At 63.4% G+C, this 18678-nt stretch carries 20 protein-coding genes; 8 read left to right on the top strand and 12 right to left on the bottom strand.

Going from position 1 to position 18678, the window contains the following annotated elements; translation table 11 throughout:
• Positions 1 to 83: 83 nt before the first annotated feature.
• The 5 genes from CGLAU_RS12095 to CGLAU_RS12075 all read left to right on the top strand — a co-directional run bounded on the left by CGLAU_RS12095 (position 84) and on the right by CGLAU_RS12075 (position 3786).
• On the top strand, positions 84 to 1514 hold the full coding sequence (locus tag CGLAU_RS12095) for a CCA tRNA nucleotidyltransferase (protein ID WP_095661209.1): 1431 nt from the start codon (positions 84 to 86) through the stop codon (positions 1512 to 1514).
• Positions 1507 to 2115 carry a YqgE/AlgH family protein gene (locus CGLAU_RS12090; protein ID WP_095660927.1) on the top strand — a complete coding sequence of 203 codons (609 nt, stop codon included), beginning with the start codon at positions 1507 to 1509 and terminating at the stop codon, positions 2113 to 2115. The genes CGLAU_RS12095 and CGLAU_RS12090 overlap by 8 nt, the downstream gene beginning before the upstream one ends.
• A gap of 13 nt (positions 2116 to 2128) precedes the next feature.
• Positions 2129 to 2845: an AzlC family ABC transporter permease gene (locus CGLAU_RS12085; RefSeq protein ID WP_095660926.1), complete on the top strand. Its 717-nt coding sequence runs from the start codon at positions 2129 to 2131 to the stop codon at positions 2843 to 2845.
• Positions 2846 to 2883: 38 nt separating this feature from the next.
• Positions 2884 to 3192 (top strand): branched-chain amino acid transporter permease, encoded by a 309-nt coding sequence (locus tag CGLAU_RS12080; RefSeq protein ID WP_095661208.1) that lies wholly within the window; start codon positions 2884 to 2886, stop codon positions 3190 to 3192.
• 129 nt (positions 3193 to 3321) lie between these two features.
• Positions 3322 to 3786, top strand: a complete 465-nt coding sequence (locus tag CGLAU_RS12075; protein WP_095660925.1) for a hypothetical protein — start codon at positions 3322 to 3324, stop codon at positions 3784 to 3786.
• Between the two features lie 75 nt (positions 3787 to 3861).
• On the opposite strand, the gene CGLAU_RS12070 is transcribed toward CGLAU_RS12075, so the two are convergent.
• From CGLAU_RS12070 to CGLAU_RS12025, 10 genes are all read right to left on the bottom strand, one after another.
• Positions 3862 to 4167, bottom strand: a complete 306-nt coding sequence (locus tag CGLAU_RS12070) for a hypothetical protein (protein ID WP_095660924.1) — start codon at positions 4165 to 4167, stop codon at positions 3862 to 3864.
• Between the two features lie 21 nt (positions 4168 to 4188).
• Positions 4189 to 5148: a bile acid:sodium symporter family protein gene (locus CGLAU_RS12065; RefSeq protein WP_095660923.1), complete on the bottom strand. Its 960-nt coding sequence runs from the start codon at positions 5146 to 5148 to the stop codon at positions 4189 to 4191.
• A 21-nt stretch (positions 5149 to 5169) separates the two neighbouring features.
• Positions 5170 to 5841: a VIT1/CCC1 transporter family protein gene (locus tag CGLAU_RS12060; RefSeq protein ID WP_415877162.1), complete on the bottom strand. Its 672-nt coding sequence runs from the start codon at positions 5839 to 5841 to the stop codon at positions 5170 to 5172.
• A gap of 222 nt (positions 5842 to 6063) precedes the next feature.
• Positions 6064 to 6414, bottom strand: coding sequence for a Rieske (2Fe-2S) protein (locus tag CGLAU_RS12055; RefSeq protein WP_095661207.1), 351 nt, complete (start codon positions 6412 to 6414; stop codon positions 6064 to 6066).
• 47 nt (positions 6415 to 6461) lie between these two features.
• Positions 6462 to 7325 (bottom strand): tryptophan synthase subunit alpha, encoded by an 864-nt coding sequence (trpA, locus tag CGLAU_RS12050; RefSeq protein WP_095660921.1) that lies wholly within the window; start codon positions 7323 to 7325, stop codon positions 6462 to 6464.
• A complete protein-coding gene (gene trpB, locus CGLAU_RS12045) occupies positions 7326 to 8633 on the bottom strand; it encodes a tryptophan synthase subunit beta (protein WP_095660920.1) in 1308 nt (435 codons plus the stop codon).
• 11 nt (positions 8634 to 8644) lie between these two features.
• The gene (trpCF, locus tag CGLAU_RS12040; protein WP_095660919.1) at positions 8645 to 10069 is read right to left on the bottom strand and encodes a bifunctional indole-3-glycerol-phosphate synthase TrpC/phosphoribosylanthranilate isomerase TrpF; all 1425 of its coding nucleotides are present in this window, start codon (positions 10067 to 10069) and stop codon (positions 8645 to 8647) included.
• The gene (gene trpD / locus CGLAU_RS12035; protein ID WP_095660918.1) at positions 10062 to 11087 is read right to left on the bottom strand and encodes an anthranilate phosphoribosyltransferase; all 1026 of its coding nucleotides are present in this window, start codon (positions 11085 to 11087) and stop codon (positions 10062 to 10064) included. Before trpD ends, trpCF begins: the two co-directional genes overlap by 8 nt.
• Positions 11074 to 11748 (bottom strand): glutamine amidotransferase-related protein, encoded by a 675-nt coding sequence (locus CGLAU_RS12030; protein WP_095660917.1) that lies wholly within the window; start codon positions 11746 to 11748, stop codon positions 11074 to 11076. The genes trpD and CGLAU_RS12030 overlap by 14 nt, the downstream gene beginning before the upstream one ends.
• On the bottom strand, positions 11745 to 13313 hold the full coding sequence (locus tag CGLAU_RS12025; protein WP_095660916.1) for an anthranilate synthase component 1: 1569 nt from the start codon (positions 13311 to 13313) through the stop codon (positions 11745 to 11747). The genes CGLAU_RS12030 and CGLAU_RS12025 overlap by 4 nt, the downstream gene beginning before the upstream one ends.
• 363 nt (positions 13314 to 13676) lie before the next feature.
• Between CGLAU_RS12025 and CGLAU_RS12020 the strand changes: the two genes are divergently transcribed.
• Both CGLAU_RS12020 and CGLAU_RS12015 read left to right on the top strand, forming a co-directional pair.
• Positions 13677 to 13901, top strand: coding sequence for a helix-turn-helix transcriptional regulator (locus CGLAU_RS12020; protein WP_095660915.1), 225 nt, complete (start codon positions 13677 to 13679; stop codon positions 13899 to 13901).
• Positions 13898 to 15064 (top strand): type II toxin-antitoxin system HipA family toxin, encoded by a 1167-nt coding sequence (locus tag CGLAU_RS12015; protein ID WP_095660914.1) that lies wholly within the window; start codon positions 13898 to 13900, stop codon positions 15062 to 15064. Before CGLAU_RS12020 ends, CGLAU_RS12015 begins: the two co-directional genes overlap by 4 nt.
• Positions 15065 to 15073: 9 nt before the next feature.
• Here CGLAU_RS12015 and CGLAU_RS12010 read toward each other — a convergent pair whose 3' ends face one another.
• Positions 15074 to 15535: an SdpI family protein gene (locus tag CGLAU_RS12010; RefSeq protein WP_232507126.1), complete on the bottom strand. Its 462-nt coding sequence runs from the start codon at positions 15533 to 15535 to the stop codon at positions 15074 to 15076.
• A 112-nt stretch (positions 15536 to 15647) separates the two neighbouring features.
• On the opposite strand from CGLAU_RS12010, the gene CGLAU_RS12005 reads away from it, so the two are divergent.
• Complete coding sequence (locus CGLAU_RS12005; RefSeq protein WP_095660913.1) at positions 15648 to 16877, top strand: dicarboxylate/amino acid:cation symporter; 1230 nt, start codon at positions 15648 to 15650, stop codon at positions 16875 to 16877.
• 567 nt (positions 16878 to 17444) lie between these two features.
• Here the strand turns inward: CGLAU_RS12005 and CGLAU_RS12000 are convergent.
• Positions 17445 to 18590 carry an ABC transporter ATP-binding protein gene (locus tag CGLAU_RS12000; RefSeq protein WP_095660912.1) on the bottom strand — a complete coding sequence of 382 codons (1146 nt, stop codon included), beginning with the start codon at positions 18588 to 18590 and terminating at the stop codon, positions 17445 to 17447.
• Positions 18591 to 18678 lie beyond the last annotated feature (88 nt).

The following is an 18678-nucleotide window of genomic DNA, read 5'->3' as shown; positions in this document are numbered from 1 at the left end:
TCTTACGGGTGACAACGCCTGCAACCCCTCCAAATCTATTCGACCTGCCCAACCCGGACGACCCGAATGCGGTCGCGGTGTTGATGGCACGGGTGCAGGGAGTCGTCGATAAGCAAAAGCCCTTGCTTGCACCGCTGGCTGAAGCTTTCGTGGCGCGCGGCGAGTCCTTATATCTTGTGGGCGGGCCGGTGCGCGATGCGATGCTGGGCAAAGTGAGCCATGACCTGGACTTCACCACCTCTGCGCGGCCCGAGGTGATCCGGGAGATCCTGGATGCTTGGGGCGAGAAGACCTGGGACACCGGCATTGAGTACGGCACGGTCAGCGCGGTGAAGCACGGCCAGCAGGTTGAGATCACGACGTTTCGCGCGGATCTCTACGACGGCGTGACCCGCAACCCCGAGGTGACCTTCGGCGACACCCTCGACGGCGACCTGGTGCGGCGCGACTTTGCGTGCAATGCGATGGCAGTGGAGCTTTTGCTTATCGACGGCACCTTTGCACCGCAATTCCACGATCCTGTCGACGGCCTTGAAGATGTGCTGCATCGCCGCCTAGATACCCCGCAGGCGCCCGAGGTGAGCTTCCGCGACGACCCGCTGCGGATGCTGCGCGCGGCGCGTTTCGTATCTCAACTGGGATTTGCGGTGGCGCCGAGGGTGTTCGACGCGATGCGCGATATGGCGGAGGAGATCACCCGCATCACCGCGGAGCGCGTGCAGGCGGAGCTGGACAAGCTCATGAGCGGCGCGCAGCCGTGGGAGGGCATTGATCTGCTGGTGCAGACCGGGTTGGCCGAGCACGTGCTGCCCGAGATTCCTGCGCTGCGGCTGGAACGCGACGAGCACATGCAGCACAAAGACGTCTACCGCCACTCGCTGACCGTGCTGCGCAAGGCCACCGAGCTAGAGGACCCGGAGGAGGAACCGGACCTGAAGCTGCGCTGGGCGGCGTTGCTGCACGACATCGGCAAGCCCGCGACGCGTGCTGTGAAGGAAGGCGGCGGGGTGAGCTTCCACCACCACGAGGTGGTTGGCGCAAAGATGGCGCGCAAGCGGCTCAAGGCGCTGAAGTACCCGAAGCACGTGATCGAGGACGTGGGGCAGCTGGTGTTTCTCCACATGCGCTTCCACGGGTTCGGTGAAGGCCAGTGGACTGATTCGGCGGTGCGCCGCTACGTCACCGATGCCGGTGAGCTGCTGCCGAAGCTGCACAAGCTCGTGCGCGCGGATTCGACCACGCGCAACCCGAAGAAGGCGCGTCGGTTGCAGCGCACATACGACCACCTCGAGGAGCGCATCGCGGAGATCGCTGCCAAGGAGGATCTCGCGCGGGTGCGCCCGGATTTAGATGGCAACGAGATCATGCAAATCCTGGACCTCAATCCGGGCCCCGAGGTGGGCAAGGCGTGGAAGTATATGAAGGAACTGCGCTTGGAGCGCGGTGAACTCGACCACGACGAGGCGGTCGCCGAGCTAAAAGCTTGGTGGGAGCAGGAGCGCAGCAATGCCTGAGTACTTCTACGCGGACCGGTTGTTCAACGCGCTTGAGCGCGAGGACCCGGCGCCCGGCATGCTCCTCGTCGCCGCGCCGGGCATGTTCTCCCCGGAGTTCGCGCGCACTGTCGTGCTCGTGTTGGAGCACAACTCGGAACAGACCGTGGGCGTGGTGCTCAACCGCCGCAGCGAGCTTGCCGTGGCCAACATCATGCCCGAGTGGGCGGACCTCATGGCCGCGCCGCAGGCGGTCTACGTCGGTGGGCCGGTCGAGCCCCAGGCTGGCATCGGTGTCGGCGTGACCAAGAACGGCGTCGAACTCGAGGGGCATCCCTACTTCACTCGGCTGGCCAATAAGATCGTCCACGTCGATCTTGGGGCGGACCCCGAGGCGCTTGCTGATGAGCTGGAAGGCATGCGCGTCTACGCAGGCTATTCCGGGTGGGAGCAGGGGCAGCTTGACGACGAAATCCAGCGCGGCGACTGGTACATCGCCCCAGCCCTTCCCTCTGATGTGATCGCACCGGGCGGGGCCGACCTGTGGGCAGATGTACTGCGCCGCCAGCCTATGCCGCTGCCGCTGTTCGCCACGTTCCCGGTCAACATCGAGGACAACTGAGGCGTGATCGCCGATGGCCGTTTCACGTGAAACGCGCGACGAGATCCGCGCGGGGCTCCGCGATTCTTGGGTGGTTGCTCTCGGCCTGATTCCGTTGGGCCTCGCCTTCGGCCTTTTGATGACGCAGGCCGGGTTCGCGTGGTGGTGGACTCCGATCTTTTCCACCGTGATCCTCGCTGGGTCGATGGAGTTTTTGGCCATCGACATGGTCATCACCGGTGTCGGCCCGCTCTCCAGCGCGCTGACCGCGTTCATGGTGAACTTCCGCCACATCTTTTACGGGCTGACATTCCCCCGCCACATTCTGCGCGGCGGAACGTCGAAGATCTACTCCACGTACTCGCTGACGGATGAGGCCTACGCGGTGGTCTCCACCCAACAGGCCAAAGGCGAGCTGTCTGCCCCACGCCTGCTCACCATCCAGGGTTTCATCCACGCCGTGTGGCTGCTTGCGGGCATCGTCGGAGCGGTGGCTGGCTACGTGCTGCCGCCGGACCTTGAAGGCATGGACTTTGCCCTCACCGCGCTGTTCGCGGTGCTGGCTTGGGAATCATTCCGGGCGGCACGCGACTACTCGGCGCCACTCATTGCTGCCGCACTCGCCCTTGTCGCCGCGGTGGTACTTCCCGGACAGATGCTGATGGTTGCGCTCATCGCCTACTTCTGCATCCTGCTTGCGCGCTTCTGGTCGCCGCGGCTTGATGCGGCCTTGACGTGGAGGCAGCACTAGTGGGCAACTACGGCCTCCCACCCGGTGTCTCGCTGGGGATGGTCGCCGCAGTCCTCATCCCGGCCGCGATCGTCACCGTGCTGCTGCGCGCACTCCCCTTCTCGTTGCTGAGGGTGTTGCGCAACAGCCCGTTCATCGAGTTCCTCGGCGTGTTCATGCCTGTGGGTGTGATGACGGTGCTCGTCGTCTACACGCTTGTGGGTTACTCGGCCGAGCCAGCTCGGTTGGGGGTGGCCGTGGGCTGTCTGGCCTTCACACTTCTCCTTCAGCGGTGGAAGCGTCGCGCAGATCTATCAATCCTCGGCGGCACCGCCCTTTACATGCTGATCGCCAACATCCTGCTGTGAAGTTAGCAGCTAGTTAAAAAAATCCTTATTCGCCTGTAACACTCCGGTGAATCGATTAGATATAGGAAACTAGAGTCTTACTCTGGCTCTGTTCCAGTCTTTTGACCAACACATATGAAGGAGCTTCTGATGAAGCGTCTCGCGACCGCAGCTCTCGCTGCCGCAACTGCCCTCACCATCTCGACCGTTCCGGCACTCGCTGCGGACAACAAGGACGGCTCGTCCCTCACCGACACCACCAACTCCAAGTCCGGTGACTCCTCCCTCTCCAGCGACGACAAGTCCGGTGACAAGGGCTCGTCCTCCCTGACCGACGACAAGTCCAAGACCGGCGACATCAAGCTCTCCAGCGACGACAAGTCCGGCGAGAAGGGCTCCTCCTCCCTCACCGACTCCAAGTCCGGCGAGAAGGGCTCCTCCTCCCTGACCGACACCAAGGACGGCAAATCCAAGACCAACATCAACTTCTCCAGCGACAACGAGACCGGCAAGGACAGCAACCGCAACCTGCTGATCGGCCTGGGCGTCCTCGCTGCCCTGATCGGCGCATTCAACTTCGCAATGCAGTCCGGCATGCTCCCGTTCAAGATCTAGGAAAAACCCTCTCCTAGAGACAGAGACCCCACCTCGCTCCATCCGGATGCGGGGTGGGGTCAAGTCATTAGCGGTTTAGCCGGGAAACCTGGCCCGCGCCTCTTCCCAGAGGCCCTCAAACGCCTCCTGTGACAGCCGCGTCGCGGTGATCCCCTCGAAGTTGTTGTACGCATCCGGGTGCGGCACCGTGCCCATCGGCTCGTTTGCTTGGCCGATGACGCGACCGTCGATAAAGATGCCCGTGATGGTCTCCGATGGATCGAGCTCGATCATGCGAACCATGGTGCAGGCATCGGCACTGACTTCCTCCAGCTCGGCGATGTTCAACAGCTCGCCCCCGAGCTCGGGAACTTGGTAGTGGATGCGGACGTAGTGCTTCACGGGATGCCTTTCTTTGCAGTGTTATGCGCTTGCGATGCGCGAGACGTAGGCGGAACAGAGTATCAGCTGCACGAGGTGGTAGATCATCAGCGGGATGATCAGCACGCCGAGTGTGGCGCCGCCGAAGATCACGGAGGCCATGGGAAGCCCGGTCGCGAGCGACTTTTGCGTGCCACACATCTGAATCGCCACCACGTCCGGGCGCGGGAACCCGAGCTTTTCCGGAACCACCTTGGTCACCCACAGCATGACAACGACGAGCAGGACCGCGAACACCACGAGGAACACGATCTCCCACGCGGCGATATTGCTCCACACCCCGGAAACCACGCCCTGCGAGAACGCCGAGTAGACCACCATCCAGATCGAACCACGATCCACGATCTTCGTCGCCTTCGACTTCGCAACCTCACGCACCTTCGGCACAAAGTTGTGCGCCAGCTGCCCGAGGACAAACGGCAGCAGCAGCTGCAACGAGATGTCCACAAACACCGACGCATCGACCTGGATCCCGTCCCCCGCGCCCATCAGAAGCATCACCAGCAGGGGGGTCAGGAGGACACCGATTAACGACGACATGCTGGCCGCCACTACCGCCCCCGGGACGTTTCCGCGTGCAATGCCGGTGAGCGCGACTGATGACTGCACGGTGGAGGGAACGAGCGTCATGAACAAGATGCCCTGGTACATCTCGGTGGAAATGAACGCTGTTGTGGGCCGCAGTGCCAGACCGATAATTGGGTAGATCAAGAACGTGAAGGCCAGGATGGTGGCGTGCAGCCGCCAGTTGGTGAGGCCTTTAAGCGCTTCCTGGGTGGACAAACGCGCACCGTACAGGAAGAACAACAGCGCGATGGCGAGTTTGGTGGCGACGCCGAAGATGTCAGCAAAGCTGCCACGCGCTGGCACGATGAAGGCGATGATCGTCGCCGCGATGATGCCAAGCAGCAGCGGGTCGATCTTTTTCAGGAAACCAGGCATGCGCCTTAGTGTAAGCGCCCGCTATGCCACGCTGGTCCCCAGCAGGGAGCCGACTCCAAAGGTCACCGCGAGTGCGAGCGCGCCACCGATCACTAGGCGCACTACAGCGCGCAATGGCTTCGCGTTGCCCAGCTTCGCCGAGAGGTAGCCGGTCACCGCCAGTGCGATCAGGGTGACGATCATGGTGATGATGACGCGCGCGGAGGCAGGCGCCGCGATGATCGCAATGAGCGGGATGAGCGCGCCGACGAAGAACGCGAGGAACGAGGCGATCGCCGCGGACCAGGGGCTGACAAGGTCTTCCTCGTCGATGCCGTAGTGCACCTCGAGGTGTGCTGCGAGTGGATCGTTGGCGGTTCGTTCCTGCGCAACTGCGATTGCCGTTTCCTCGCTCAGCCCTGAATTCTTGTATGCCTGCACGAGGTGGTTGAACTCGCCTTTTGGGTCTTTGTCGTGCAAGCTGCGCTCGGTACCAATTGCAGCGTTCTCAGCGTCGCGCTGGGAGGAGACAGAGACGTACTCCCCCAGCGCCATCGATACGGCACCGCCAACGAGCGCTGCCACACCAGCGGTGATGATTTCACGCGAGTTTGTCGTCGCGCCTGCGACACCGACGACAACGGCCGCAGTGGAAACGATGCCGTCGTTTGCGCCGAGTACGGCGGCGCGTAGGCGGTTGAGCTTTTCGCCCATGCCGTAGGTCTTCACCTCGACCTCGTTGAGGACGACATCGCCGTTGGGTGTGGACGCGGTAGTTGGCGCGGAATTGGACGCAGCCCGGTTTTCAGTCATAGCTGCCAATACAACCGAATGTCTCATCGGCGCGCAAGCAAGGCAATGCGCCCTTATCCCAGGTCAGCCATGGTTTAACCAAGCAAGCCTAAGCTCGCTCGGCCAGTTAAGCTCCGCACGGAGCTACATGTTCTGTGCGGAAAGCGAGTCGCCACCGTCGACAATCGAAGCTTCCTTGAGGTCGTCCTCGGCAGGGCCGGTGAGCACCTTGCCGTCGGCGATGGAGAAGGTCGAGCCGTGCTTCGGGCAGCGCACAACGTCACCCTGCACCTGCGTGATGCGGGCCGATTCGTGCGGGCACACGTTGGAGTACGCAACGAATTCGCCTTCGGTGGGCTGCGCGATGATGAAGCCGTCGAGAATCACGGCGCTGCCCACGGGCACGTCGGTCTTGGCAACCTTCTCGTCAACCTCCGTGCCGCAGGCTGCGAGGAACGCACCCGCGAAAGTGGATGCGGTGCCCAAGATGAACATCCGGCGGGAGCAGAGCGGCGAATTGGCTGCGGCAGTGGAATCAGCGGTCATGACTTCACCGTACCCCCGCCCGACTTGGCCGTCGCAACTTTCATCGCGCGCACGTACTCGGTCAGCTCCGCCTTGAGCGCGTCCATGTCCGTGACCCGGCCCGGGTTCGGGTGCTCGTGCTCGACGTACTTCGCGATGATGTTTGTGATCGCAGAGCCGGTAATCGCACCCGTCGCCCCCGCCGCAATCGCATCAGCCACGTGTTGCGGCTTGGAGATGCCAAAGCCCAGCAGCACCGGAGCACCACCGAAGGATCGAACATTATCGACGACCTCACGTAGGCCCTCAACAGTCGCCTCGTTGTCCGCACCCGTGACACCGTCGCGCGAGATCGCGTAGATGTAACCGCGGGAGTTGGCCGCCACGCCCTCGAGCGTCTCTCGGGATGCCCGCGCGGGTGCGATGTAGATGGGGTCAATGCCCTGTGCCACTGCTGCCTCGCTGAAGGGGGCGGACTCGCGCACCGGGACGTCGGGAAGCAAGATGCTGTCGGCCCCGGCTTCGTGGAACTCGCGGTAGAAGCGCTCAAGTCCGCGGACGTAGGCGACGTTGGCGTAGATGAGCATGCCGATGGGAAGCTCCGGGTAGCGCTCGCGGAGCACACGCACCTGGTTCAACGCCTTGTCTACGGTCGAGCCGCCGTCCAGCGCGCGCACGTGGGCGCCTTGGATCGCGGGCCCGTCCGCCACCGGATCGGAGAACGGCACACCGAGCTCCACGGCGTCCGCGCCGGCGTCGACGACGGTGCTGATGATCTCGAGCGCGTCCTCCGGCGTCGGGTCGGAGAGCATGATGAAGGGCACGAAGGCGCCCTCCCGCTTCGCCTCGAGACGATCGAATGCAGTTTGGTAGCGGCTCATCTACTTCGCCTCCTCGGCGTGTTCGGGGGAACCGGTGGTCTCTGTGGTATCAGAATTAGCGAGCGCAGCGCCCGGACCGCCGAGCACCCAGTCGGCGTGCTCTTCCAACGTGGCGCGGACGTGGGCGACATCCTTATCGCCGCGGCCGGACAGCGCAACCAAGATGTTCAGCGGCTCGGCATCGCGCGGGTGCTCGGCGGCGCGCTGCAGTGCGTAGGCCATCGCGTGCGAGGACTCCAACGCCGGGATGATGCCCTCGTGCCGCGAGAGCAGTTGGAAGGCGTTCAGCGCCTCCTGGTCGGCCACCGGCACGTACTTCGCACGGCCCGACTTGGCCAGATATGCGTGCTCCGGACCCACCGCCGGGTAATCCAGGCCCGCGGAGATGGAGTAGGACTCCTCGACCTGGCCGTCCTCATCGCGCATCAGGTAGGAGCGCGTGCCGTGCAGGATGCCGATGGTCCCCGCGGCGATCGCCGCGCCGTGCTTGCCTACTCCGTAGCCTTCGCCACCTGGCTCGGCGCCGATGAGCTCCACGCCCTCGTCGTCAATGAAGTCTGCGAACATGCCAATGGCGTTCGAGCCGCCGCCCACGCACGCCACCACCGCATCCGGCAGTTTCTCGATGCGCTCAAGCATCTGCGCGCGCGCCTCGGTGGAGATTACGCGGTGGAATTCCTTCACAATCTTCGGGAACGGGTGCGGGCCAGCGGCGGTGCCCAGTAGGTAATGCGACTCGTGGAACGTAGCCGTCCAATCGCGCAGCGCCTCGTTCACGGCGTCCTTCAGCGTGCCGGCACCGGACTCCACGCCCACGACCTCAGCACCCATGAGGCGCATGCGGTACACGTTCGGCTCCTGGCGGGCCATGTCCACCTTGCCCATGTAAATCACGCATTCGAGGCCTAGCAGCGCGCACGCGAGCGCCGTGGCAGTGCCGTGCTGGCCCGCACCGGTCTCCGCGATGATGCGCGTCTTGCCCATCTGCTTCGCCAGCAGCGCCTGCCCGATCACCTGGTTCGTCTTGTGCGCGCCGCCGTGCACCAGGTCCTCACGCTTGAGAAAGATGCGCGCGTTCGCACCGTCGAGCGGCAGGTTGCGGCACTCAGTCAGCGGCGTCGGGCGCCCGAGGTAGTCGCGCAGCAGCGCGCGGTACTCCGCCATGAACTCGTCGTCCTCCATGGCGTCCACAAACGCGCGCTCCAGCTGGTTGAGCGCGGGCATGAGCGATTCGGGCACGAATTGGCCGCCGAATTCGCCGTGGTAAGCAGGCAGCAGCGTCGAGTCGCCGTGCGCGTTGTCAGTCACAGAAATCGTCCTTAGTAGTGAAAATTGCCAATGAGGTCGAAGGTCGCTCGCAGCGCCGCCGCATTCTTGCGGCCGGCCCACACGCCGGCAGTCTCGGGATACTCCACCCCCGAGTTCAGGTCCACACCAGCACAGCCTACGGCCAGTGCTTCTTCGACGTTCGCAGGGGAAATGCCGCCGGCAAGAAGAGCTTTTTGCTTAACGACGGCCGGGACCGCCCCCCAGTCAAACCTCTCCCCCGAACCACCGTCACGGGCATCAAGCACCAGCATGTCGACGTGATCGGCAATCGCTCCCGCGGTGGCCGGGCCGTGTGCCTCGGTCATGGAGACGGCACGCCAAACCTCGATGCCCTCCCCGATCTCGGAGCGCACGCGCGCGAGAAGGTTGAGTTCCGCCTCGCTGCTCCCCTGGTAGGGCGCGTGGATCTGCACGGCATGTAGTCCGTCAAGATCAGCGAGTTCGCCCCAGCCCTCGGTGCGGCGGGACACGGCGACGTACCGGGGGCCCGGCTCGTGCGCAATGATGTCTTGCGCCGTTTCACGTGAAACATTGCGCGGGCTCGCTTGCTCGAAGATCAGGCCGCCATAGACCGCGCCGCAGGCCTTGGCTGCTTGGGCGGCCGAACGTGTGGTCAATCCGCACACTTTGTTCGGGCCGTAGACCAGCATGCGTACCGCGAGGTCGATGTCCGGCTGGCTCGTAAGCTGTGAACCGACGAGGAACCCGTCGGAGTGCTGGCCGAGGTGCCGCACCGTCTCCACGTCGCGGATTCCCGACTCGGAGACCACTACCGCGTCCGCCGGCGCAAAACGGGCGAGCTGCGCGGAGCGGTCTAGATCGATAGTCAGATCGTGGAGGTTGCGGTGGTTCACGCCGAAGATCTTTGCCCCGAGGCGTGCAGCGCGCTGGGCCTCTGCCTCGTCGATCACTTCGGTGAGCACGTCGAGGCCGAGATGCTCGGCCAGTGCAGAAAGACGGGTGTACTCCTCGTCGTTCAGCACCGAGAGCATGAGCAGGACCGCATCTGCCCCGTAGTAGCGCGCGGCGTAGAGCTGCACCTCGTCGATGATGAAGTCCTTGCACAGCACGGGCAGGTGCGTCGTTGCGGCGGCGGTGGCGAGGTGGTCGTAGTCGCCACCGAACTTGTCCGGCTCGCATAGTACCGAGATGCCGGCGGCTTTGTACGCCGGGCGGGAGTAGACGGTTGCGATCGCGCCGGGCTCGTAGTGTTCGCGGATCAACCCGAGTGAAGGGGAAGCCGCCTTGCACTCGAGAATGAACGATGTGCCGGGGCGGCGCAGGCCGTCGTAAAGCGAGCGCTCTGATTTAGGTAACGTGTCGAAATCGACATGTGCCACGCGCTGGCGAATTTCGTCAAGGTGACGTTTCCGCCCTTCCACGATTCCCTCGAGGACGGTGGGAAGTTTAGGCACTGTAGTCCGCCTCCTCGTGTTGCTGGAGCCAGCGCTCGACAGTGCCGTCGGCAAGCAGCGTGCGCGCGTGATCGACACCCTCGGCGATGGAACCGGTGGTGCCGTTGAGATAGAACATTGCACCGGCGTTGAGGGCGATGGCGTCGCGATGCGCATCTGGGCCTCGCCCGGCGAAGGTCTCACGCATCATCGCGGCGTTCTCGGCGCCGTCTCCACCGATGAGTTCTTCCAACGGGTGGCGGGTAACACCGAGCTCCTCCGGGGTGAGCGTGTAGTGCGTGATCTCGCCGTCGCGCAACTCCCAGACGAGCGTGTCGCCGTGAACAGCGATTTCGTCGGTGCCGGCGCCGTGGACGACCAGCGCGCGAGAGCGCCCGAGCTCACGCAGGGCCTCCGCAATATTTTGCCCCAACGCAGGATTCGCAATTCCCATAATTTGGACCTCCGGACGACCTGGCGAGAGCAGCGGGCCCATCGTGTTGAACAACGTGGGCACGCCGAGCGCCTTGCGCACCGGCTGCACAAAAGCCACCGCCGGGTTGTAGGCGGGCGCAAAGAGGAAGGTAAAGTTCGACAACTCGAACTGTCGTACCGCGCGATCCGGGTCGAGGTCGAGCGGAATGTTGAGCGCCTCGAGCACGTCCGCGGAGCCGGACTTTGAACTCACCGAGCGGTTGCCGTGCTTGACCATCTTCACCCCACCTGCGGCCGCCACCAACGAGGCCGCGGTGGTGATGCTGATCGTGTTCGCGCCGTCGCCGCCAGTGCCGGCGGAATCCATGATCCCCTCCCCCGTCACCGGGAACGGCCGACCCGCAATCAGGAACGCTTTCGCGGCGCCCGCGATGTCCTCGAAGGTCTCGCCGCGGGTGCGAATCGTGGCCAGCAGCGCGGCGATGTGCACGTCGTCGTAGTCGCCGACGGTCAGTGGCGTGAACGCCTCCACCGCCTCGTCGAGAGTTGGCGCCGGGTTGTCCAAGAAGCGCCGCAGGATTTCCAGTGAGCTATCGCTGGCCATCGGTATCGCCTTTCTTCGCTTTCGTCGTCTGGTTGAGGAGCTGCTCCACGCAGCGCTGAAGGATGAGCGGACCCGCAGGAGTCAGGATGGATTCGGGGTGAAACTGCAGGCCAATGCTCATGCCATCGGTGGTCTCCGCTGCCATGATCACATCACCGATCCGCGTCTCCGTCCACGCGAGCGCGCGCATGCCATCCGGCTCGTCCGTCGCGCCGAGCGAGTGGTAGCGCGCCACCGGTACGGCCCGACCCGGTTCGCCGGGCACACCGTCCGTCGTCAGTCCAGCAAAGATCGGCGAGTCCAGGCTGGCATCAGTGAGCATTATGCTTATCGACGACCCGTGCTCCGGCCCGCACGGCTCCACCCGTCCCCCGTGGTGCTCTACCAGGGCTTGGTAGCCCAGGCAGATACCGAGGATAGGGATGTGGCCCTGTGCGCGCTCGATGACCTCCATCATGCAGCCCGCATCGCGCGGGTAGCCGGGTCCGGGCGAGAGCACGATGAGGTCGGGTGACGTTTCGTCCGCACCGTCCCCGGCACCGAGCACCTTGTCGGCGCTGACGGTGTTGCGGTAGACCACGGTGTTCTGGCCCTCTAGACCCGCAAGCGCATCGACGAGGTTGTAGACAAAGGAGTCGTGGTTATCCAGCAGCACGATCATTTCGCGACCTCCAGTTCAGCGTCCGCGGCCTTAGCCAGGGCGCTCAGGACGGCGTATGCCTTGTGCAGTGTTTCGTCGGCTTCTGCTTGCGGGTTCGAGTCGCGCACCACGCCGGCGCCCGCCTGAACTACGGCCGTTTCACGTGAAACATATGCCGAACGGATCACGATGCAGGTGTCGAAGTCGCCGGAGCCGGTGAGGTACCCCACCGCCCCGCCGTAGGAACCGCGGCGCACTCCCTCGAGGTCACGCAGCAGCTCCGTCGCGCGCAGTTTGGGGGCGCCGGTGAGCGTGCCCATGTTCATGCACGCACGGTACGCGTCGAGCGCGTCGAGGTCATCCGCCAGCGTCGCGGTCACCCGCGAGACCAGGTGCATGACGCGGGAGTAGCGATCCACTTGCAGCAGCTCCGCCACCTCGCGCGTCCCCGGCGCAGCCACCCGAGCCATGTCGTTGCGCGCTAGGTCGACCAGCATCGTGTGCTCCGCGACCTCTTTCGCGTCGGTGCGCAGCTGCAGCTCCATACGGGTGTCCAGCTCGTGGTTCACACTCCCGTCGGGGTTGAGACCGCGTGGGCGGGTACCGGCAATCGGGTACAGCTGCACTTCGCGCGTCTCCGCATCGAACTTCAGGTTCGACTCGGGCGAGGTGCCGAAAAGCTCATACGGTTCGCCGTCGCGCCCCACTCCGCGCACATAGAACATGTACGGCGAGGGGTTGGTCTCGCGCAGCGCCCGGTACGCCGCGAACGCGTCCAGACACTCGGCGCTAAAGCTTCTCGACGGCACCACCTGGTAGATGTCACCGCACTCAATGGAACCCTTGAGCTTTTCGACGTCTGCGCCAAACGCCGCATCCCCAACATTCGGCCGTGCCGTGAGCGCATTCGACGGGTTGGGAGCCGCTGTGTAGGCGTGCTCATCGGCAGGCTCGGCAGCGTCGATCGCGGCGGCGAGCGCGGTGAGGTCGATACCGTCACCAGCTGCGTCGACTCCCGCGAGGTACGCCGTCTTGGATTGATGGTCGACGCGGAGCAAAACCTCGGCCAGCACGAACTGGTAATCGGGGTAGGTGTTCACGCCTTCGCTGACACGCGGAAGCTCCTCGAAGGTTTCCAAGTAGTCGAAGGCGAAACCGCCCGCGAGCATCGGGAAGTCTTCGTTGCCGTAGTTGGCGTGGGTGGTCAGTGCCCGCAGGACCTCGACCGAACTGATTGCGGTGAGGCGTTCGCGCTCGTCCGCGGCGGTGGAGGCTGGGAACTCGTAGACCTGCTCCCCCGCGGCGTCGTTAAGCATATGCTCGGCGAGCTCCGAGCGGACCTGATCGGCGAGCACTCGGCCGGAATCGGTGAGGGGCTCGACCGTGACGCGGGTGCCGTTGCACGTGACGCGCAGCGATGAGGCGAGGACCGCGACCGACTGGAGTCCGGACTTGGTGGTGATGTCGGCCGATTCCAATAGCACCGCGTCGGTGGTCTCGAGTCCGCCGAGGTGCGCGAAGAGGCTCGAAGCGTCCTCGTGGTAGCGCACCTCGTGGCGCGTGAACCGTGGTGGGGGTTTGCTCATCTGTGGTCCTTGGTCGTATCTGCTTTGCACCGAGGATCTTAAGAGCGAAAAGGCCCGCGGTGCTTGGTTGGGTTCCAAGCCGGCGGGCCGGTGAAATGACTTCTCAAGGCACGCCGTCTACGCGCGCCACCACCAGTTTTGGTTCTCGGAGAAAGTCACGGGATTAAGCGTAGCGCATGGGTGTGAGGTGGGCAACGGCGGGTTGGAATCCGAGAGATCCTACGGATTGACCCGATATCGCGTGGTTGCTGGGTGGTTTTGAGTGGAATCCCAACTATTCCTCGGAAAACTACTACTGTCGGGTTATACTCCACATGATATGTCTGAAATCCGAAGAATATCTCTGATCGGAAGTCGGTAATCATGGATGGGCCAAGGACTGAAGTTGGGCCTCGCGCGGAGTTGATCGGGACTACGATCCGCGACGCGAGGAAGATTGCTGGTCTCACGCAAGTGCAGGTTGCGGAGCTCGCGGGGATCTCGGACGCCACGCTGCGTGATATCGAGCACGGGTCTGGCTCGCCGAGCCTTCGGGCTGTGCTGGAAACTCTGGACGTCCTTGGTCTGAGGCTTGAGGTGACTCAGTGAGCAATCTGGAACGGTATCGGTCAGTTGCACGCGCTGACGTCTACAAGCAGGGGGTGGTTGCTGGTCACCTCACGCGGGGCGACGACGCGACAACGACATTTTCCTACCGCGAAGAGTATTCAGGACCGGACGTAGCGTTTTCACTCCCCCGCGATCCCGAGCCAGTCGTGACCCCTGCAGGCTCACTGCCTCCGTTCTTCACTGGCTTACTTCCCGAGGGGCGCAGGCTCAGCATCTTGCGGCAGGCAGTAAAGACCTCGTTCGATGACGAGCTTTCTTTGCTCCTCCCCATCGGTAACGATCTCCCAGGTGATGTCCAAGTTGTCCCAGCGGGTGAACAGCCGCATTCGAAGCCGCCTCTGGCATCGCGCGAGCTCGAAGAACTGGACTTCTGGGAACTTCTCTCTGAAGTCGATTCTCAAGGGATCGCAGGGGTCCAGGAAAAGGTCTCCGCGTCCATGATCAACGTGCCGCTTGCACTCCCCGGCGCCCCCGCGATACTCAAGCTTTCGCCGAACGACTATCCGTTTCTTGTGGAGAATGAGTTTCTCCATTTGCAGGCCGCGAAACAGCTCGGCTTGCCCGTAGCGGAGTCCAAGCTAGTGGCCGACCGCAACGGGATTACGGGGTTGCTTGTTACCCGCTTTGACCGAGGGGCAGGTGGAGAACGTTACGCCATGGAAGACGCGGCCCAAGTGATGGGCATCGCGCCCGCCGCTAAGTACAACGTGTCAGCTGAGGACGTGACTCTCACCATGGCGTCGAAAACCGCGATGCCGCGAGTGGCGACGCGCGCGCTGTATCTCCAGTTCGTCTTCGCCTGGTTGACCGGCAACGGAGATCTCCACGCGAAGAACATCTCCATACTTCAACGCCGGGACGGCGCATGGGACCTCTCCCCCATCTACGATGTCCCCAGCACCGCCCTTTACCGCGACTTCAGTATGGCACTGCCGGTAAGTGGTCGAACAAAGGACCTGAAGCTTCGCCACTGGGATGAGTTCGCCGACTCGATTGGATTGCCAAAGAAGGCGGCGCGAAGCGCCAACGTCGTCGCTCTGAAGGCGGTCGCCGCGGTGGACCTCACGCGACTGCCCCTTACCGGCTCCCCTATTTACGGCGCCGAGCGGGAGCTCTCACTGAGGCGAGCTGCACTGGGATAAGGAAGTGCGCTAGCGTTCGTCGGCTTTGCCGGCTGCTCGGCGCAGGGCATCCACGTCCACTGCTGGCGCCGGCTTGGATGGTGCGGGTGATTCGGCATCGGCGGTCAACTGTTCGTCGATAAGCGCTGCTGTCTTGGCTCCGTAGTTGCCGCCGATGGAGAGTGCGACGAGACCTGCGACGAACGCGATGACCGGCGCAACCCATAGCCAGCCGTGAGCGATGAAGCTGAACGCTGCGCCGATGGCCATGCCGACGCCGGCGAGGATCCAGAACGGGCCGACGACCCGGTGTGCCTGCACCCAGATCCGTTCTTCCTTGCGCACCTCAGGCACGCGCAGACCGATGGCTTTGTTGCCCGGGAGTTTGCCTGCGGCGGCGACTCCGCCGAGGACCACCAGTACGACCGCAGCGATGATGAAGAGGATGCCGATAACGATGTTCAGGGTGGTCATGGCTGCAAACGGAGACATGGGTCCAGCTTAAACTCCGGCTGCACAGGCGCCGAATCCGCATCCGGTGTGATGTGTGCGACTTGCCCGCGCCGATTCCGCCTCGAGCACATCGGTGGGTGAGAATAGCGGTATGAGATCAAAGCTCCTGCGTTCGCTGCTGCTCTGGGTGGTCGTGGCCATCATCCTGGGCTACCTATGCAGCATGTTCTTCCCCGATTGGCTCGCGCGCGTGTTTGTCACGTTCAACGGCCTGTTTTCCAACTTCCTCGGCTTTTTCGTGCCGGTGCTCATCTTCGCGCTGATCACGCCGGCGATTGCGGGCCTGGGCCGCGGTGCCGGCAAGTGGCTGGGCATCACCGCTGGTATCGCCTACGGCTCGACGATCATCTCCGGGCTGATCGCCTGGGGCACGGCGGTGGCGCTCTACCCCAGCTTGCTCGACGGCCGCAGTTTGGTCACGGGCGTTGTGGACCCGTCGGAGGGCGGCCTCGCCCCCTACTTCGCAGTGGAGATGCCCCCGCCGTTCGAGGTGATGAGCGCGCTGCTGCTCGCCTTCGTCGTCGGCTTGGCCATGACTGCGGTGAAGTCGAACAACCTCTACAACGTGCTTGAAGAGCTGAACAACGTCGTGCTCAAGGTGGTGACCACGTTTGTCATCCCGCTGCTGCCGGTGTTCATCTTCGGCACCTTCCTCAACCTGGGCATGAACGAGAACTTCGGAGACACCATGGCCGCCATGGGCGTGGTGCTGGTCCTCTCCATCGTGATGACCATCGTGATCGTCCTTCTGCAGTACCTCGTTGCTGGCGTCATCGCAGGCGTGAACCCGTTCACCGCGCTGAAAAACATGCTGCCGGCGTACTTCACGGCGCTGGGCACCTCCTCCTCTGCCGCGACCATCCCGGTCACGCTCGGCTCGACGCTGAAGAACAAAGTGGACGAGGATGTCGCTGGTTTCGTCGTTCCGCTCTGCGCCACGATCCACCTGTCCGGCTCGATGATGAAGATCACGCTCTACGCGCTCTCCATCGTCTACATGGCCAACATGGACGTCACCGGCGGTCAGATCCTCGGCTTCATCCTGCTGCTGGGCATCATGATGATCGCGGCTCCGGGCGTGCCGGGTGGCGCGATCATGGCGGCGGTCGGCCTACTCCAGGCGAACCTCGGCTTCGACGAGTCCATGATCTCGCTGATGATCGCGTCCTACATCGTCGTCGACAGCTTCGGCACCGCGGCCAACGTCACCGGCGACGGTGCGATCGCGCTCATCGTTAACAAGTTCGCGGCAGGTCGCATCAAGGGCGATTCGCTTAACGACGACAGCGTTGAGCCTTCCCATACCGTTCGTTTCACGTGAAACGGACGTGTTGGATGAAAGCGGGGCTGTCGTGCCGGATACCACAGTGAACCCGGCTTCCGGTTCCACCGCGGTGAAGTAGCGGCTTCCCGGTAACCGCTCCCCCTCCAGGCGCCTCCCCTCGCGGGCGGCGCCTTTTTCGTTGGCACCATCAGTGATAGTGAATGACGCATCAGTGAAGCAGAAACAGTGATTGTAGGCCGTCAGTGGTGTTAAGAGACATATCAGTGAGCATCAGCGATGACGCCTTGCAGCTTCACTTAAGAGTTTTAAGGAGAGCTTGTGATCACAAGCGGTAAAGCGGGCATCGCAAGGACTTTGGCACTCTTCATCGGAGTTTGCCATATCTCTCGAACACTGTAACGTCCGCCGGTTACACTGTAACGCCAGTCCGTACACTGATGCGCCCGCCGAAATAGACCGCTTTTATTTGTCAGATTGAGACGGCGAATGGAGAGACCACTGGTTCATCACTCCAGAGGACCTGGCTCGGAGGGACTTCAGCGAAGCACGCTTCTGCTGAGACTGCCACTAGCGCGTTTCACGTGAAACGCGCTAGAGAACCAGCTAGATCCGGTTGCCCGTCGACGGAGCAAACGCGTGGAGCCCGCCCTCACGGACCTGCACGTGAATGACGTCGCCGCGCTTCGCTTCAGTCAAGGGCGGGGTGCGCACAACAATCTGGTTGGACACGGTTTCGCGCTCATCGTCTGCACGCGCGCCCGCCTCGTTCCAGCCACCCCCGGCAAGCTGTCCGTACACGTACGCGTCGGAACCGAGCTCCTCCACGAAGTCGACCTCCACTGGGAACGAATCCCCGCCAGCGCCATGCGTGCCCGCATCCACGATCTCCAGCGCTTCCGGCCGAAAGCCCAGGATCACCTGGTTGTTGTCTTCGGGGGTGAGGGCAGCAACGTGGGCGTCGTCAAGCGAGATGCTTGCTTGACCTGCTCGAGCGACCTTGCCTTCGACATCGAACGTGGCGATGTTCATGGCTGGCGAGCCGATGAAGCCGGCGACGAAGACATTGTTGGGGTGCTCGTACAGCTCGCGCGGGGTGCCCACCTGCTGGAGTTCGCCGAAGTTGAGCACGGCGATGCGATCACCCATGGTCAGCGCCTCGGTCTGGTCGTGCGTGACGTAGACGGTGGTCACGCCCATGCGGCGCTGCAGGTTGGCGATCTGCGTGCGGGTTTGCACGCGTAGCTTCGCGTCGAGGTTGGACAGCGGCTCGTCCATCAGGAAGACCTGCGGTTCGCGCACGATCGCGCGGCCCATCGCCACGCGCTGGCGCTGACCGCCCGAGAGTGCCTTTGGCTTGCGGTCCAGGTATTCCACCAGGTCGAGCGTGCGGGCGGCTTCCTCGACGCGCTCGTTGATCTCCGCCTTGCTCTTGCCCGCGAGCTTCAGCGCAAAGCCCATGTTCTCGCGCACGGACATGTGCGGGTACAGCGCGTAGTTCTGGAACACCATCGCGATGTCGCGTTCCTTCGGGTCGAGCCCGGTGACGTCGCGGTCGTCAATCAAAATGCGGCCTTCGTTGGTGTCTTCAAGGCCGGCGAGCATGCGCAGCGCGGTGGATTTGCCGGAGCCAGACGGGCCGACGAGCACGAGGAACTCGCCGTCCGCGATTTCTAGGTTGAGCTTGTCCACGCTCGGTTTGTCCGCGCCGGGGTAGACGCGCGTTGCGTTGTCGAAAGTCACTGATGCCATGTGAGATGCACTCCTCCATCGGCAGGAACGTGCCGAACGATCCGTTGTGGGGGTTGATTCTGGGAATATTACTCCGCGCGCGGCGGTG

It is taken from the genome of Corynebacterium glaucum (assembly GCF_002287505.1).
Classification (GTDB): domain Bacteria; phylum Actinomycetota; class Actinomycetes; order Mycobacteriales; family Mycobacteriaceae; genus Corynebacterium; species Corynebacterium glaucum.
This window is presented reverse-complemented; position numbering and strand designations above follow the sequence as displayed.